The organism is Streptomyces sp. MGP-BFMKR1 (genome assembly GCF_057766585.1).
The window spans coordinates 6,118,328-6,133,867 of record NZ_CM173408.1; the positions used below are offsets into that span (position 1 = coordinate 6,118,328).

Here is a 15,540-nt window from a genome sequence, read left to right on the forward strand (position 1 = left end):
CCCTGGGCGGCTCATGCTGCGGCACCCGGACCACGGCATGGTGAACGGCACCCCCGCGGGGCCGGAACGCGAGAGAGCGAGAGAAAAGCCGAAAGGAACGCGTATGCGCGTTTTCCAGCCACCTTCCGACTTCGGGCCCGGCGCCCTTTTTGTCCGAGAACGGGTTCCGCCGGACACGGCCTCCTGGCTCCGCCTCCTCGCCCACTTCGGCCTGCCGCTGATCATCGCGGGCGCCATCGCGGAGCAGGTCGGACCCTGGATCGCGCTGCCCGGCCTCGTCGTCCTCGGCCTGCTCTCCTTCCCGCCCGGACTGCGGGTGCTGCGGGAGGTGCGCGACGACTACCTGGCGCCCGACGCCGTCGGCCTCGACGAGCGCGGCGTCATCGCCCGCTCCGCGGGCCGCACCACCTTCCGGGTGCCGTGGAGCCGCGTGCGGCGACTGGACGCCGGCGCCGGGCGGGAAGCGGGCTGGCTGCGCCTGTGGGTCATCGACGACGCGATCGAGGGGGTCGACCGGCTGCCGAGGCGGCGGCACACCAACGAGGGCGCGGCCCTGCTCGCCCGCTTCGGCCCCGGCATGGACCGGGAAGCCCTCCTGGTCGCCGTGGAGCGGCACGCCCCGGAGGGCATCCGGGTCCGACTCTGAGCCGGTCGCCGGTCGCCGGTCGCCGGTCGCCGGTCACGGGTCCGGCTCTGGGCCCGGCGCACGGCGGGCGCCCGCCCGCCGGGGCCCCAGCTCACCAGGTGGCCGCCCAGCCGGCCGGGCCGGCCCGCCAGGTGGCTCCGAGCCCGGGCGTGCGAAGGCCCGGGCGTGCGAAGGCCCGGGCTCGCGGCGCGCGCCGGAGGTCCGGCGTGCCGTGGCCCGGGCCGATGGGTGGCTAGCGGCGGGGCGCCCCGTGCTGGCCGGGGACGGAGCGCCGGGGCGGCCTGGTCAACGTGATCTGGCGGACCAGTTGGTGGAAGCAGGTCAGCGCGGCGATCGCGGGCAGCGCGGCGACGGCGACGCCGCCCACCGTCCGTGGCGCGTGCGCCACGGCCAGCGCCACGGAGAACGCGCTGAACAGCACCACGATCAGCCACGCGTGCGGGGCCCGCTGGTAGTGCACCGCGTGTCGGATGATCGACAACGAGGCGGCCAGCCACGGCCCGTAGATGAGCACCGGCCACCAGGTCGTCAGGTGGTGCGCCACGTTCGGCGCCACCACCTGGCGCAGCGGCTCGTGCGCGCACATCCCGCCGAGCACGCTGACCAGCGCCACGATGACCGCGACGAGCACCGCGATCAGACAGCTCAGCACCTCGGCCCGGGTCACCGTCCGCTCGGGCCGGGTACGCAGCGCCTTGCGCAGCCGGCGGAAGCGGCGGCGGCGGTGCGTGGTCGGCGGCTGGGGCAGCCGCGGCGCGGGGATGGCCCCGGTCGTCGTGAGCGGATCGAGGTGCTCGGTCTGGGCCGACTCCCGCAGGAGCTGCGTCAGTTCGGCCTCGGAGTCCCAGTGCCCGCCGAGCACGGCGAGGTCGGGGGCGGTGAGCGTTTCGGGCGTGGCCGTGAAGGTGTCGTAGGTGGTGAACCCGGTGGCCGGTTCGGGCCCGACGGGCGTCGAGTCGTACGCCGAGAGGCCGGTGCCGAAGGTCGACGTGAAGCCGAGCCCGGACTCGTGGCCCGGGCCGAAGTCGGGGTGCGGGAAGGTTTCGGGGCCACGCCCGCCGTAGCCGCCGTAGTCGTAGCGCTCATGCATGGCGGTCCAGGGGCAGCGGCGGGCGCTGGTCCGCGTACGGGGTCTCAAAGCGGCTGGCCGGCGCGCGGGCCGACTCGGCTCCGCCGGACGCGCGCAGCGCGTCACAGCGCCGGGCGAAGTCCGTCTCGATGCCCTTGATGGTCGCGGCCAGATCGGTCAACTCGGCTTGGCAGTAGCGGAGTTGCACGCATTCGGCGCCGCGTTGCAGATGGGCGTGAGTGAAGCCTCGGGGGCTGCCTGGTGGTGTGGCCGTGAGAACCCAGTCCCCCATGCGATGAGACTCCGTGAGGGGCGCGGCCGGGACTGTCGGACCGGGAAGCGCGGTGGATGAAGTCACGTCCGGTTAACGACGGGATGGCCTGCTGGGGGGTGCTCCGAATGAGGGACAATAGATGGGAAGTTACTACTCACGGCCTCTTGTTATGCAAAACGGACTAGACGGATAAGCCGGGTGGCGGACGCGGGTTCGCCGACCCGTCACGGCCGGCCCGCCACGGCCGCCGTTCCACGGCCGGGCGCGCGGGCCCGCGCGGAGGCCGAGGCACGCACCCGCGGGCGTGCGCCACCCGCGACCGCGTCGCCCACCGGGTGGTGCGACGAGCGGGGCGCTCCGGGCATCTGCCCCGAGCGCCCCACCCGACCCGTTCCGCACCGCTCCACCACGGCCGGCCCGGCACGGCCCGCCAAGGCCGCCCCGCACCACCGCGCGGGACCACGCCACGGCGGGCCACGCCGCCTACCCCGGGTACTCCGCGCGCAGCCGCTCGTACAGCGCGGGCGCCGCCGCGATGTGATCCAGACCCAGCAGCGCGGCGCCCAGCACCGGCGGCGCCTGCACCACGCGGGCCAGGGCCTTCGGCGCGCGCTCGGCCAGCAGCTCGCGCACGCCGTCGTCCAGCAGCCGGTGCCGGGCCGCCAACACCCCGCCGCCGAGCACCACCGGTGCCTCCTCGCCCAGCAGATCGAGCTTGGACAGCGCGACCGTGGCCATGGTGACCACCTCGTCCGCCTGCCGGTCCACAATCGCGCGCGCGACCGCGTCCCCCGCGTCGGCCACCGCGAACAGCACCGGCGTCAACTCGTAGCGCCGACCGCGCTCCACGTCCCCCAGGTGCAGCGCGCTGATCAGCTCCAGCATGTCGGTGAGCCCGAAGTGCGCGGGCAGCGCGTCGGCGAGCGCCGTGCGCTCCCCCCGCCCGTCCCACGACCGCGCCGCCCACCACAGGGCCTCGTCCGCCAGGTGGCCGCCGCCGCCCCAGTCGCCGGAGATCCGGCCGATCGCGGGGAAACGCGCGGTGCGCCCGCCGGGGGCCAGCCCCGCGCAGTTGATGCCCGCACCACACACGACGGCCACGCCGGCCGGCTCACCCCCGTCCGGCAGCCCGGAGCGCAACAGCGCGAAGGTGTCGTTGGTGACCGTGACGGTACGCCCCCAATCCCGCGCCGCTATTGCCTCGGTCAGCCGCTCCTCCTCGATCGGCAGGTCGCAGTTGGCCAGGCACGCCGAGACGTGCTCGGCCAGCACGCCCGGCGCCTCGCCGAGCCCCGCGTCGGCCGCCGCCCGCGCGACGATGCCGGCCAGGCCCGCGATGGCACGCTCGGTGCCGACCATCGGCGGCTGGAAGCCCCCGCCGCGGGCCGAGCCGAGCACCGATCCGTCCGCGCCGAGCAGCGCCACGTCGGTCTTGCTGTTGCCCGCGTCGACGGCGAGCACAGAACCCGTCAGGCCCACGCCAGGTGCTCCCGGTTGTGTGCGATGAGCGCGTCCGTGAGCTGGTCCGCGTACTCGATCTGGCCGATCAACGGGTGCGCGAGCAGCGCCTCGAACACCGCGCGCCGCCCGGCCTTCTCGCCCGCGTCGGCGCCCAGCAGCGCGGCCCGCAACGCGAGGTGCTCGTACGCCGTGACGTGCGAGGTCAGCCCCGCGTACAGCGGCTCCAGCGGCGCCACCGGCAACGGCGTAGCGCCGCCGGCGCCCACCGCGGCCGGCACCTCGATCACCGCGTCGTCCGGCAGGAACGGCAGCGTCCCCTTGTTGAAGGTGTTCACGACCTGCACGTCGCCGGTGTCGCCGAGCAGCGAGGAGGTCAGCGACACGGCCGCCTCCGAGTAGAAGGCGCCGCCACGCTTGCTGAGCAGCTCCGGCTTCTCGTCGAGCGCCGGGTCCCCGTACAGGCCCAGCAGCTCCTTCTCGATGGCCGCGACCTCGGCCGCCCGCGACGGCTTCGACTTCAGCTCGCGCACCACGGCGTCGTGCTCGTAGAAGTAACGCAGGTAGTACGAGGGGACCACGCCGAGCCGGTCCACGAGGGTGCGCGGCATGTGCAGGTCGGCCGCGATCGCCTCGCCGTGCTCGGCGATCAGCCGGGGGAGCACGTTCTCACCCTCCGGGCCGCCGATGCGCACGCCCCGCTCCCAGGTGAGGTGGTTGAGGCCCACGTGGTCCAGGTAGACCTGCTCGGGGGCGACGTCGAGCAGCTTGGCGAACTTGCGCTGGAAGCCGATCGCCACGTTGCACAGGCCCACCGCGCGGTGGCCCGCCGTCAGCAGGGCGCGCGTGACGATGCCCACCGGGTTGGTGAAGTCCACGATCCACGCGTCCGGGTTGCGCCGGCGTACGCGCTCCGCGATGTCCAGCACCACCGGCACCGTACGCAGCGCCTTGGCCAGGCCGCCGGCGCCGGTCGTCTCCTGTCCGACGCAGCCGCAGTCCAGCGGCCACGTCTCGTCCTGGTTGCGGGCGGCCTGGCCGCCGACGCGCAGTTGCAGCAGCACCGCGGACGCGCCGTCCACGCCCGCGTCCAGGTCCGAGGTCCACGAGACCCTGCCGGGGTGACCCTGCTTCGCGAAGATCCGCTGCGCCAGGCCGCCGATCAACTCCAACCGGTCGGCCGCCGGGTCGATGAGAACCAGTTCCTCCAGCGGCAGCGCGTCGCGCAACCGGGCAAATCCGTCGATGAGTTCGGGGGTGTAGGTCGAACCCCCGCCGACCACTGCGAGCTTCATAGCCAATTAGCCCTTTACTCCGGTGAGAGTGACGCCTTCGACGAAGGCCTTCTGTGCGAAGAAGAAAACGATGATGACCGGCGCCATGACGAGCAGCGTCGCCGCCATGGTCAGGTTCCAGTTGACGCTGTGCGCGCTCTTGAACGACTCAAGACCGTAACTCAGCGTCCAGGCTCCGGGATTCTGTGCCGCATAGATCTGCGGGCCGAAATAGTCGTTCCAGCAGTAGAAGAACTGGAACAGGGCGATCGCCGCGATGCCCGGCTTGGCCATCGGCACGACGATCGTCAGCAGCGTACGGATCTCCCCACAGCCGTCCACGCGGGCCGACTCCAGGTATTCCTTCGGGATCGTCAGCAGGAACTGACGCAACAGGAAGATCGAGTACGCGTCGCCGAACGCCATCGGGATGATCAGCGGCCACAGCGACCCGGAGAGCCCGAACTGCTGGGCCCACACCAGGTACATCGGGATCACGATGACCTGCGGCGGCAGCATCATCGTGGAGATGACCAGGATCATGGCGCCGCGCCGACCCCGGAAGCGGAACTTCGCCAGCGCGTACGCCACCGGAATGGACGAACAGACCGTGAACAGCGTGCCCAGTCCCGCGTACAGCAGCGAATTGCGCCACCAGGTCAGAAAGCCCGGCGTGTTGAACACGTCCGCGTAGTTCGACCAGCGCCACTCGTGCGGCCACAGGTCACCGCTCATCGCCTGGCTGTCGCTCATCACCGAGGTGAGGAAGACGAAGACGAACGGCAGCACGAAGAACAGCGCGGCGGCCAGCGCGCCGGTGTGCACGGCTATCCAGTGCAGCACGGACTTACGGCGCGCGCGGGCCGCCGCCTGCGCGGGCGTCGGCGTGGGCCGGGAGGCGCGTGTGGCGCGCGGGGGAAGTGCGGTGGTGGTCATGGATCAGTCCTCCGCCGTCAGCAGCCCGGCGCGCTTGCGCATCAGCAGGGTGGTCACGGCCATGGCGATGGCGAACAACACGAGGGAGAGCACGCATGCCGCGCCGGTGTTGAAGTTCTGGAAGCCCAGCGAATAGACGAGCTGCGGCACGGTGAGCGTGGAATGGTCCGGATAACCCGGCTGAATCGTCGTGCCGGGACCGACGCTCACACCCGACGCGAGCTTTCCGGCCACCAGGGCCTGCGTGTAGTACTGCATGGTCTGCACGGTCCCGGTGACCACCGCGAACATCACGATGGGCAGAATCGAGGGCCAGGTGATGTAGCGGAACTTCGCGAAGGAACCCGCGCCGTCCAACTCCGCCGCCTCGTACTGCTCCTTGGGCACGTCCAACAGCGCGGCCATGAAGATGACCATCAGGTCACCGATGCCCCACAGCGAGAGCATCACCAGCGACGGCTTGGCCCAGTTCGGATCGTTGAACCAGTTCGGCGCCTCGATGCCCACCGCGCCGAGCATCTCGTTCACCGGCCCGGTGCCCGGGTTGAGCAGGAAGACGAACGCCACGGTCGCGGCCACCGGCGGCGCGAGGTACGGCAGGTAGAACGCCGTCCGGAAGAAGCCGACACCCGTCTTCAACTTCGTGATCAACAACCCGATGCCGATACCGAAGACGACGCGCAGCGCCACCATCACCACGACCAGCCACAGCGTGTTCCACAGCGCGGGGCCGAACAACGGCATCTGCTCGAACACGTACTTCCAGTTCCGCCAGCCCACGAACGTGGCCGGCTCGATCTGGTTGTAGTGCATGAACGAGAAGTAGACGGTGGCGACCAGCGGATAACCGAAGAAGACGGTGAAGCCGATCAGCCACGGAGAGAGGAACCCGAGGGTGCGCAACCGGTCCCGCTGGTGCTTGCGGCGCAACGCCGCGGCGTTGTCCGACCCGCCGGACGGGACGGCCTCCACTGCTTTACGTGTTCTTGCCATGGTGGGCCCCGTCAATTCTGCGCTTGGAGAGTGTCGGCGTCTATCTGGTCATCGAGTTTTCGCAGCCCCTTGTCGAAATCGTCGATCTTTCCCGACTCCGCGTCGTAGGCGAAGTCCTGGAGCGCGAGCACGTACTGCCCACCGTTGATGGACGGCGGCAGCGCGACGCTGTCCGGGTGCTGGGCTATGCCGAGGAACGTGCGGAACGTCGGATCGGCGTCGAGCTTCGGCGAGGCGAGCGCCGCCTTCGTGGACGGCACGTTGTGGATGGCGTTGGCGAACGCCACCACCTGATCGGTGTCCGCGGTCAGGAAACGCACCAACTCCCATGCGGCGTTCTGGTGCTTGCTGCTGTGCGCGATACCCGCGACGGTCCCCGTCAGATAGCCGCGACCGTACGTGTCGGCCTGGTCATCGGGGACCGGCATCGGCGCGGTGCCCCACTCGAAGTCGGCCTTCGCGTCGTTCAACATCAGGCCGCGCCATTCGCCGTCCATGTGCATGGCGAGCTTGCCGGTGAGGAACGCGTTCTGGGACGACATCTCGTCACCGAACGTCGTACGGAACTTCTCCAGCGCCCCGTACCCGCCCAGCGCCTTGATCAGGTCCCGCTGCGTGGTGAAGAAGTCCTTCGCGGCCGGCTCGTCCGCCAACCGGGCCTTGCCGTCCTCGTCGAAGTAACGCGGACCCCACTGCGCGAACATCCGGTCCGGACTGTTCTGGTAGAGCCGGAAATTGGGCATGAAACCGAGCTGCTCATAACCGTCGCCCTTGCGCTGCGTCAGCTTCACCGCGGTGCGCTTCAGCTCCGACATCGTCCGCGGCGGGCGCTCGATGCCCGCCTTCTTGAAGGCGTCCTTGTTGTAGTACATGCCGAACGCGTCGGCCAACAGCGGCAACGCGCACTGCTCGCCCTCGAACTGCGTGTAGTCCAACAACGTCTTCGGGAAGACCTTGTTCTTGTCCAGCCCCGTCTTCTTCATGAACGGGTCGAGATCGACCCACATCCCCGACGAGCAGTACTGGCCCACGTTGTTGGTGGTGAACGAGGACACCACATCCGGAGCCTTGCCACCGCCGGCGCGCAGCGCCTGGTTCATGGTGACGTCGGTGACGTTGCCGGTGGCCTTCACCTTGATGTTCGGATGCAGTTTCTCGAACCGGTCAATGCTGTCATTGATGGCCTTGACTTCGTTCTTCTCGGCCCAGCCGTGCCAGAACTTCAGGGTCACGGGCTTGGTCGGGTCGTCGTTCGCGCTACCGGTGCTGGGATTGGCACACCCCGCCAGCAGTAGCCCGGTGGTGGCGAGCACGGCGGCGAGGACGGCCGGAGCGCGGTGCGTACGCGTTCGCGGCATGGCGGACTTCCTTAGCGGCGGGGAAAGGGACACGGGTGGTACGAGCGGTGAGGAGGGGCGAGCGGAGCGACAGGGAATCGCGGGGCTCGGCGGAGCCGGGGACTTCAGGAGCCAGGAGAGCGACGAGAGCTATGCGGAGCCACGGGAGCGAGGAACCGAGCGGGCTTCGGGAGTCCGGGAAACCGGCGGGGTCACGGGGCTAAGAGTCGTACGAGAGACATGGCGGCACACCGGGGTTGTGAGACGGCGCTGGGAAAGCGGCGCGGTCGGCGGGCGGAGGAGGTCAGGAGACGAGGAGCGGGGGAGGGCGGTGGCGGAAGGGGCGGCGGTGCTGGTCGCGGTGGTGGCGGTGCGGTCAGCCGGTATCGAAGACGGTGTCGCGGGCGTCGGCCAGCGCGGTGCGCAGCGCGCCGATCAGGATGGGGCTGCCGTCGAGCGCGCTGAGCCGCAACTGCGGCCGGGGCAGGGCGAGTCCGGTCAACTCCTCCTGGACCAGGGAGAGCAGCCGTTCCCCGCCCGCCTGCGCGACCTCGCCGGAGAGCACGACCAACTCCGGGTCCACGACGGCGACCACCGAGGCGATGCCGGTGGCGAGCCGGTGGGCCAACTCGGCGAGAACCGCGTCACCCGCGCCCGGGGTCACCAACGCCTCGGCCAGCGCCGCCGGCGCGTCCCGGGCCGAGATGCCGTGCGCCTCGGCCAGCGCGAGGACGGCGGGCGACGAGGCCAGGCGCTGGAACCCGCCGCCGGCGTCCGGTCGGGCGAAGGTCTCGGCCTCGCGGGCGAGCGGGGCGCCGGGCAACGGCATGTAGCCGATCTCGCCCGCGCCGCCGGTGGCGCCGCGCAGCAGCGCCCCGTCCAGCACGATCGCGGCGCCCACACCCTCGTCGGCCCAGACCAGCACGAAGTTGTCGAAGTCCTGCGCGGTGCCCCGGTCGTGCTCGGCCAGCGCGACCAGGTTCACGTCGTTCTCGATGACCACCGGGGTGCCCAGCGCGGCGGTGAGGTCCTCCCGCACCGTACGGGACTGCCACCCGGGCAGATGCGGCGCGTACCGCAGGGCGCCGGTGCGCGGGTCGAGCGCGCCGGGAGTGCCGATGACCGTACGGTGCAGCGCGTCGCGACCGAGCCCGGCCGCCCGCAGCGCACCGTCCACGGCCTCGACGACCACGGTGGACGTGCGGTCGCGCACGCCGTCAGCCATCGCGTCGGCCAGCAGGCGGTGCTCGCCGACGACCGTACCGGCCAGGTCGGCGACGACCGCGGTGACGCCGAGCGGGTCGACCGACAGCGCCGCGACGTGGGCGATGGTCGCGTTGATCTCGTAGAGCTGGGCGTTGGGGCCGGGGCGTCCGGTGGCGGTGCCGGTGGCGCGCACCAGGCCCGCCGCCGCGAGCCGGCTGAGCAACTGCGAGGCGGTGGGCTTCGACAGGCCGGTCAGCTCACCGAGCTGGGTGCGGGTGAGCGGCCCGTGCGCCACCAGGAGGTCCAGGGCCGCCCGGTCGTTCATGGCCCGCAACACGCGTGGCGTTCCTGGCGTACCGACCATGGCTGACCACCGCCCTTCGCTGCTCAGATGACGGGCCCCGTTGCCGCGCCATCTATTAGGAAAGTTTCCTAACGGTGAACAGGAAGGTAGGCGTCCATCCGCGCCTCGTCAATGGTTCGATCCGAACGTCCGTCCACGCCTGCCCAAAGCGTTATCGACGGCCCGCCCTCCAAGCACCCCGCGCAACGCCGAACCGCGCCGCGCCCGGACAGGCGCGGCGCGGTTCGGCTCGGCTCAGGTCGGGTCGGGTCGGCGAAGAGTGGGGTGGGTGGGGCGAGGTGGAGGAGTGGGTGGGGCGAGGTGCGTGAGGTGGGGTGGTTCGGGGCGCGTGTGACGGGATGGGCCTGGGGTGAGTAGTGGTGGGTGGGCGGCGTTGGGCGGGCGCGGCCAGGGTGCGGAGGCGTGCCGGGGCGGGTCGCGGGCGTGCCGGGGTGTGGGGTTACGGGGCGGGGGCCGCAGGGGAGGGGCGGGCTACTTCTGGAGGTTCGGGGGCGGTGGCGGTATCGGCGACGCCGCGAGGGACTGCGGCGAGGTCGGGCTGGCCAGGGCGGAGGGCGCGGAAACGCCGGCCGTCGGGTCGGGGGCCGGCGCGGCGCCCTCGCCGACCGGCGGCGGGCCGCCCACGATGCGAATGCCCTCCGCGTCCAGCGCCCGCTTGATCCGCCAGCGCAACTCCCGCTCCACGCTCAGCGCCTTGCCCGGCATGGTCTTCGCGGAGACCCGGATCACCATCGAGTCCAGGTACACCGCGTCCAGGCCGAGCACCGCCACCGGCTCCCACAGCGCCTCGTCCCACGGCTGCGAGGTCCCCATCTCCTCGCCCGCGCGGAGGATGACCTTCTTCGCCTTCTCCAGGTCCTCGTCGTACCGGACCTGCACATCGACGCCCGCCGTGGACCAACCCTGGCTGAGGTTGCCGATCCGCTTGACCTCGCCGTTGCGTACGTACCAGATCTCGCCGTCATCGCCGCGCAGCTTCGTCACGCGCAGCCCGACCTCGATCACCTCGCCGGAGGCCACCCCCGCGTCGATCGAGTCGCCCACGCCGTACTGGTCCTCAAGGATCATGAAGACGCCGGAGAGGAAGTCGGTGACCAGGTTCCGGGCGCCGAAGCCGATGGCCACGCCCGCGACGCCCGCACTCGCGAGCAGCGGCGCGAGGTTGATCTCCAGGGCGGAGAGGATCATCAGCGCCGCCGTGCCGAGGATCATGAACGAGGCGACGCTGCGCAACACCGAGCCGATCGCCTCTGAGCGCTGCCTGCGGCGCTCCGCGTTGACCAGCAACCCGCCGAGCGCCGTGCCGTCCACGGCCTGCGCCGTGCGGTTCATCCGGGAGATCAACCGCGTGATCGACCGGCGGATCACCGAGCGCAGCACGAACGCGATGATCACGATCAGCAGGATGCGCAGGCCCAGACCCAGCCAGTCGGACCAGTTCTCCCCGAGCCAGCTCGCGGCGCTCTCCGCGGCCTCTTGCGTCTCGTCGAGCGCCGTGGCGCGTGGCGTCGCGTCAGCGGACGGAGCGGCGGACCGGAGCACGGCAAGTAACCCTTCTGTGGGGATATGCCTGGCAAAAGCGCCTCGGCAGACCCTCCACACTAACGGGGCACGCCAGGTGTCTCGTTGTGATGTTCGAACGACAACCAACGACAACCACGAGCAGCGCGGGGATGAACAAGGAGATGAACAGGCTGTGGTTGAAAACACTCTTGGTCCGTTACCTGGTGGTGGTGGCGCTCTCACCAGGGCTGCGTAGACACTAAGGGGAGATCGTCCCGGCGCGAGCCACGCGCCGCCGGCGTACAGGGAGGCACCCGTGCCGCATGTTCTGGTCCTCAACGCGTCGTACGAGCCACTCGGCGTCGTACCGCTCCGCCGCGCGCTCGTACTCATCCTCAATGACAAAGCTGTCAGCCTTGAGGAGTCAGGCGCCCTGATGCACAGCGCGACCCGCGTGATACCCGCACCGAGCGTCGTCCGTTTGAAGCGGTTCGTGCGGGTCCCCTTTCGGGCCCCCGTTCCGCTGACCCGCCGCGCCCTGTTCGCCAGGGACGGCGGTCGCTGTGCCTACTGCGGTGGCGTCGCAACCAGCGTCGACCACGTCATCCCGCGCAGTCGGGGCGGCCAGCACGCCTGGGAGAACGTGGTCGCGGCGTGTCGCCGCTGCAATCACGTCAAGGCCGACCGCCACGTGGCGGAACTCGGCTGGCGGCTGCGCCACCAACCCGCCCCACCGTCCGGCCTGGCCTGGCGCATCATCGGCACCGGGCATAGGGATCCGCGCTGGCTGCCATACCTGCAGCCGTACGGCGCGGAAGATGCGATGGCTCGGATCGACGGCGTATCCGCCTGAGAACCGGGCCATCGTCGTGTGTACGCGGCGCCGCGCACCAAGTGCGCGGCGCGCCTGACGCCTCCGGCCGGGTGCGGTTCGGGTTGGGGTGCGGTTTGGGCCGGGTGCGGTGCGGGTTTGGGCGTGGTTCGGGTCGAGTGCGGCCCTGGCCGGGTGCGGTTTCGGTTGGGGTGCGGCTCGGGCTGGGTGTGGTTCGGGGCGGGCGTGGTTACGCCCGGGTGTGGTTCGGGCTGGGTGCGGCTCTGGTCGGGTGCGGTCCGCCGGTGGTGGGTGGGCCGCCGGGAGAAGTGGCCTTCCTTGGGGGCTCCCCCCCCCGCCCCCGCCCCCGCCCCTCCCCCTCCGCCCCGCCCCCCGGCCCTCCGCACTCGCCCACCGCTTGGCCGGCGCCGTGCCTCGCGTGGTTACGGCGTGACCGCGTGGGCCCGTACCGACCACAGCGAGTACCCGAAGCGGGTCGCGCGCTCGTCGCCCTGGACCCGTATGAAGCGGGTGTTGGGCGCGTCCAGGTGGATCGTCTCCCGGCCGCCCGCACTGTCCTGGACCGTCGCCGCCGTGCGCCAGGTGCGGCCGTCGGACGAGACCTGTATCCGGTACCGGGCCGCGTGCGCGTCCTGCCAGTGCAGGTCCACGCGGCCGAGCCGGGTCGGGCGGTCCAGCTCCAGTTGGAGCCAGGCGTGCTCGGTGGCGGGCGATGACCAGCGCGTGGTCGGGTCGCCGTCGATCACGGCCGAGGCCGGGAACTTCGCCGTCTCGTTGGCCGACGAGGTGGCGCGCGCCGTCCGGGCCAGGTCCGGGCCGCCGGTGCGCCGGTGGGCTCGTACGGTCAGCGTGACCTCCTCCGAACCGAAGCGGATCGGCAGCCGGTAGGCCCCGGGCTTGGTGCCCGCCGGCACGGCTATCTCGACCTCAGCGGTCGCCGTGCCGCCCCTCGGGGCCGTGACCTGGGACGGTGCCGTGACGCGCAAGCCGTGGCCGGCGCGCACCGTGAGGTTGCCGCTGACGTCGCCGGGTCGGCGGCCCACCACCGAGACCTTCACCCGCGCCGGCCGGCCGCCTATCTCCGCGTCCGTCTCCGCCTGGGACAGGCGCAACTCGGCCGCCGGGGCGTCGGCGAACCAGGGCGTGACCTCCTGCACGGCCGGCGGTCGCACGCCCGCGTCCCAGCGCAGCCGCACCGCGTCGGCCCGCACTCCCTTGCCCGCCGCCTGGGTCCACCCGCTGGCCGACAGTTCGCCGATCCGCCGCCAGCCGTGCCCGGGCACGCGGGCCTCCACCTGACCTATCGAGCGGGCGGTCCGCCCCGAGTCCGGGGTGGCGGGCCCCGTGGTGAGCACCGTCACGGCGCTCAGCGGGCGCCGCTCGCCGAAGGTGACGGTGATGGGTTCCGCCCGCTGGGCCTCGCCCGCGGGGTCGCCGGGGGCACCGGCCGCGGGCGGCGCCGGGGGCCGGAACGCCGTCGTCGGGTCGCCGTCGGCGGCTCGCTCCGCGCCCGCGTCGGGCGACAGCTTCCGCGCCCGCTCCTTGCCGCCCGCGGCGTCGAGCCCCCACCAGGCGTCCGATTCGGTGACCGCGCGGGTGAGGAACTCCGGCAGGACGCCCTTGCCGACCGTGACCGGGCTGGCCGCGATCCGGGCCCGCCACGTGCGCAGTTCGCGCTGGGCCCGCCAGGCCACCGCGCCGTCGCCGCCGGCCTGCGCGGTCAGGGCCGCGACGGCCTGCTCGCCGGCCGCGCCGAACCGGCCCAACTGCTCCAGCCACGGCGCGACCTCGCCGTCGAACGTGCCGGCCAGGAGCTTGGGCGCCGTGCGCAGCGTGTGGAACTCGGCGCGCAGCCGCTCGGCCGCCCGCGCGAACCGCTCCTCAGCGGCCCGGTCCGATGTCTCGGCGGCCCGCGCGGCACGCGGGTGGCCGCCGCCTTGGGCGGCTTCCCGCGCCGCCCAGAACTCGTCGAGCAGCGGGCGCAGGTACGCCGATTCGGGCACGGTCCGCGAGCGGTCGCGCCCCCAGCCGCCGAGGAGCGAGGAGGCGTCGTTGCCGGCGAAGGCGTTCAGGGCGGCGCGGGTGCGCGGATCGCCGCCCGCGAGGTCGTCGATCGCCGCCCGCCACGAGTCGCTTGGCCGGTACCCCTGGGGGTTCCAGGCGAAGTCGGCGGTGGTGAACAGGGGGATACGGGAGGCCGTCGGCTGCTTCATCGCGTTGGCGAGCAGCGCCGACGAGCCGCTGGCCACGGCCGGGTCGCGGCCGGAGTAGGGGCCGAGGAAGAGGCGGTCCTGCGCGTAGTCGTTGATCGGGTAGTTGTCCATGGTGACCAACGGGTGGTCGAAGGCGGTGCGGGCCTCGGCCATCTCCTGGCCCGTGATCGTCCTGGGCACCACGCCCACCCCCGTCCAGGCCACCTCCACCTGCGGGGCCAGGGCGTCGGCGAGCGCCTCGCGGAACTCGGTCGCGCCCTTCTGGTAGTACTCGGTCGGCAGCAGCGACAGGGCCTCGGAGCCCGGGTGCCGACTGGCGAGGTGCGCGGCCAGCACGTTGGCCACCGTCGCCTGCGCCTGCGCGGCGGCCTCGGGGCCCGAGCCGAAGGTGTCCGCGTCGGCGTCACAGTGCCACTCGCTGTAGCTCACGTCCTGGAACTGGAGCTGGAAGGAGCGCACGCCCAGCGCCCACATCGCGTCCACCTTGCGCTCCAGCGCCCGCAGGTCCTCGTTGGAGGAGAAGCACATGGCCTGCCCGGGGGAGAGTGCCCAGCCGAGCGTGACGTGGTTACGCCGGGCACGGTCGGCCAGCTCCCGGAACTCGGCGCGCTGCCTCGCGGGGTACGGGTCGCGCCAGCGGGCCTGGCGGAAGGTGTCGTCCCCCGGCGCGTACAGATAGCGGTTCTGCTTCGTGCGGCCCAGGAAGTCGAGTTGGGCCAGGCGCTGGCGGTGCGACCACGGCGTCCCGTAGAACCCCTCGGTGATGCCGCGGGTGCGCGTGGCGGGCCAGTCGCGCACGCTCACGCCGGGCAGCGTGCGTGGCGCGCCGGCCTTCTCGGCGCGGTCGACGGCGAGCTGACGCAGTGTCTGCGCGGCGTGGAAGAGGCCGTCGGGGCCGACTCCGGACAGGGCCAGGGTCGCGCGGCCCCGCACCAGCCCGGTCGCGAGCCGGTAGCCGCCGCTGGGCAGGTCGCCCCTGGCCGGGGCGCGCAGCGCCCGCAGCGCGTCGTCCGCGCTCGGGCCTCCGGCGTGGACGACCAGGCCGTCGGCGGCCAGCCGGTCGCTGGGGGCCGCGTCGGTCACCGTGCGGGCGCCGGCGGCGCGCAGCGCCGAGCGCAGCACGCCCAGCGCGTGCGGGTCCGCGTCGGCGGGGGCGACCAGCGTCACGGTGGTGGAGACCGGGACGGGCGGGCCCGCGGCGCGCATGGACTGGGGGCGCGGCCACACCGGGGGCAGCCCGTCGGCGGAGGTCTGGGACTCCGCGGTCTTGGGCACCTCCGGTCGCCCCGGCGCGGGGGCGGCGACGGCGCTCGGCGCGGGGCCGAGCAGTCCCCCGATGATGGCGGCGGCCATGGCGGTCGCCCCCGCGGCGCCCGTGGTCCGTGTCGCCCGCGCCCTGTTCCCCCGGAGCCGCACAGCCCCCTCCTTAACTCTT

The 15,540-nt window shown here is 72.4% G+C and carries 12 protein-coding genes; 2 read left to right on the forward strand and 10 right to left on the reverse strand.

The genetic code is table 11. From position 1 onward, the window contains the following. Positions 1 to 103: 103 nt before the first annotated feature. A complete protein-coding gene (locus tag AC3CHW_RS24410) occupies positions 104 to 646 on the forward strand; it encodes a hypothetical protein (protein WP_488467912.1) in 543 nt (180 codons plus the stop codon). A gap of 232 nt (positions 647 to 878) precedes the next feature. On the opposite strand, the gene AC3CHW_RS24415 is transcribed toward AC3CHW_RS24410, so the two are convergent. From AC3CHW_RS24415 to AC3CHW_RS24455, 9 genes are all read right to left on the reverse strand, one after another. Then, a complete protein-coding gene (locus tag AC3CHW_RS24415) occupies positions 879 to 1,736 on the reverse strand; it encodes a hypothetical protein (protein ID WP_398607276.1) in 858 nt (285 codons plus the stop codon). Then, positions 1,729 to 2,007 carry a hypothetical protein gene (locus AC3CHW_RS24420; protein WP_488467913.1) on the reverse strand — a complete coding sequence of 93 codons (279 nt, stop codon included), beginning with the start codon at positions 2,005 to 2,007 and terminating at the stop codon, positions 1,729 to 1,731. Before AC3CHW_RS24420 ends, AC3CHW_RS24415 begins: the two co-directional genes overlap by 8 nt. A 465-nt stretch (positions 2,008 to 2,472) precedes the next feature. Continuing rightward, positions 2,473 to 3,468 (reverse strand): N-acetylglucosamine kinase, encoded by a 996-nt coding sequence (locus AC3CHW_RS24425; protein WP_488467914.1) that lies wholly within the window; start codon positions 3,466 to 3,468, stop codon positions 2,473 to 2,475. Next, positions 3,459 to 4,742, reverse strand: a complete 1,284-nt coding sequence (locus tag AC3CHW_RS24430) for a 6-phospho-beta-glucosidase (protein WP_488467915.1) — start codon at positions 4,740 to 4,742, stop codon at positions 3,459 to 3,461. The genes AC3CHW_RS24425 and AC3CHW_RS24430 overlap by 10 nt, the downstream gene beginning before the upstream one ends. Before the next feature lie 6 nt (positions 4,743 to 4,748). After that, a complete protein-coding gene (locus AC3CHW_RS24435; RefSeq protein WP_187061484.1) occupies positions 4,749 to 5,657 on the reverse strand; it encodes a carbohydrate ABC transporter permease in 909 nt (302 codons plus the stop codon). Between the two features lie 3 nt (positions 5,658 to 5,660). Beyond that, on the reverse strand, positions 5,661 to 6,650 hold the full coding sequence (locus tag AC3CHW_RS24440; protein WP_459249465.1) for a carbohydrate ABC transporter permease: 990 nt from the start codon (positions 6,648 to 6,650) through the stop codon (positions 5,661 to 5,663). Between the two features lie 11 nt (positions 6,651 to 6,661). After that, complete coding sequence (locus AC3CHW_RS24445; protein WP_488467916.1) at positions 6,662 to 8,008, reverse strand: ABC transporter substrate-binding protein; 1,347 nt, start codon at positions 8,006 to 8,008, stop codon at positions 6,662 to 6,664. Between the two features lie 355 nt (positions 8,009 to 8,363). Then, positions 8,364 to 9,518, reverse strand: a complete 1,155-nt coding sequence (locus AC3CHW_RS24450; protein ID WP_488471156.1) for an ROK family transcriptional regulator — start codon at positions 9,516 to 9,518, stop codon at positions 8,364 to 8,366. A gap of 510 nt (positions 9,519 to 10,028) precedes the next feature. Continuing rightward, positions 10,029 to 11,099: a mechanosensitive ion channel family protein gene (locus AC3CHW_RS24455; protein ID WP_488467917.1), complete on the reverse strand. Its 1,071-nt coding sequence runs from the start codon at positions 11,097 to 11,099 to the stop codon at positions 10,029 to 10,031. Positions 11,100 to 11,376: 277 nt separating this feature from the next. Here AC3CHW_RS24455 and AC3CHW_RS24460 point away from each other — a divergent pair, with 277 nt between their 5' ends. Next, positions 11,377 to 11,913 carry an HNH endonuclease gene (locus AC3CHW_RS24460; RefSeq protein ID WP_176161630.1) on the forward strand — a complete coding sequence of 179 codons (537 nt, stop codon included), beginning with the start codon at positions 11,377 to 11,379 and terminating at the stop codon, positions 11,911 to 11,913. Between the two features lie 401 nt (positions 11,914 to 12,314). Here the strand turns inward: AC3CHW_RS24460 and AC3CHW_RS24465 are convergent, their stop codons facing one another. Continuing rightward, positions 12,315 to 15,458, reverse strand: a complete 3,144-nt coding sequence (locus AC3CHW_RS24465) for a beta-N-acetylglucosaminidase domain-containing protein (protein WP_488467918.1) — start codon at positions 15,456 to 15,458, stop codon at positions 12,315 to 12,317. Positions 15,459 to 15,540 lie beyond the last annotated feature (82 nt).

Excerpts from the sequence above, each read along its gene's own strand:
- AC3CHW_RS24410 (WP_488467912.1), top strand. The coding sequence starts at position 104 with ATGCGCGTTTTCCAGCCACCTTCCGACTTCGGGCCCGGCGCCCTTTTT.
- AC3CHW_RS24415 (WP_398607276.1), bottom strand. The coding sequence starts at position 1,736 with ATGCATGAGCGCTACGACTACGGCGGCTACGGCGGGCGTGGCCCCGAA.
- AC3CHW_RS24420 (WP_488467913.1), bottom strand. The coding sequence starts at position 2,007 with ATGGGGGACTGGGTTCTCACGGCCACACCACCAGGCAGCCCCCGAGGC.
- AC3CHW_RS24430 (WP_488467915.1), bottom strand. The coding sequence starts at position 4,742 with ATGAAGCTCGCAGTGGTCGGCGGGGGTTCGACCTACACCCCCGAACTC.
- AC3CHW_RS24435 (WP_187061484.1), bottom strand. The coding sequence starts at position 5,657 with ATGACCACCACCGCACTTCCCCCGCGCGCCACACGCGCCTCCCGGCCC.
- AC3CHW_RS24440 (WP_459249465.1), bottom strand. The coding sequence starts at position 6,650 with ATGGCAAGAACACGTAAAGCAGTGGAGGCCGTCCCGTCCGGCGGGTCG.
- AC3CHW_RS24445 (WP_488467916.1), bottom strand. The coding sequence starts at position 8,008 with ATGCCGCGAACGCGTACGCACCGCGCTCCGGCCGTCCTCGCCGCCGTG.
- AC3CHW_RS24450 (WP_488471156.1), bottom strand. The coding sequence starts at position 9,518 with ATGAACGACCGGGCGGCCCTGGACCTCCTGGTGGCGCACGGGCCGCTC.
- AC3CHW_RS24465 (WP_488467918.1), bottom strand. The coding sequence starts at position 15,458 with ATGGCCGCCGCCATCATCGGGGGACTGCTCGGCCCCGCGCCGAGCGCC.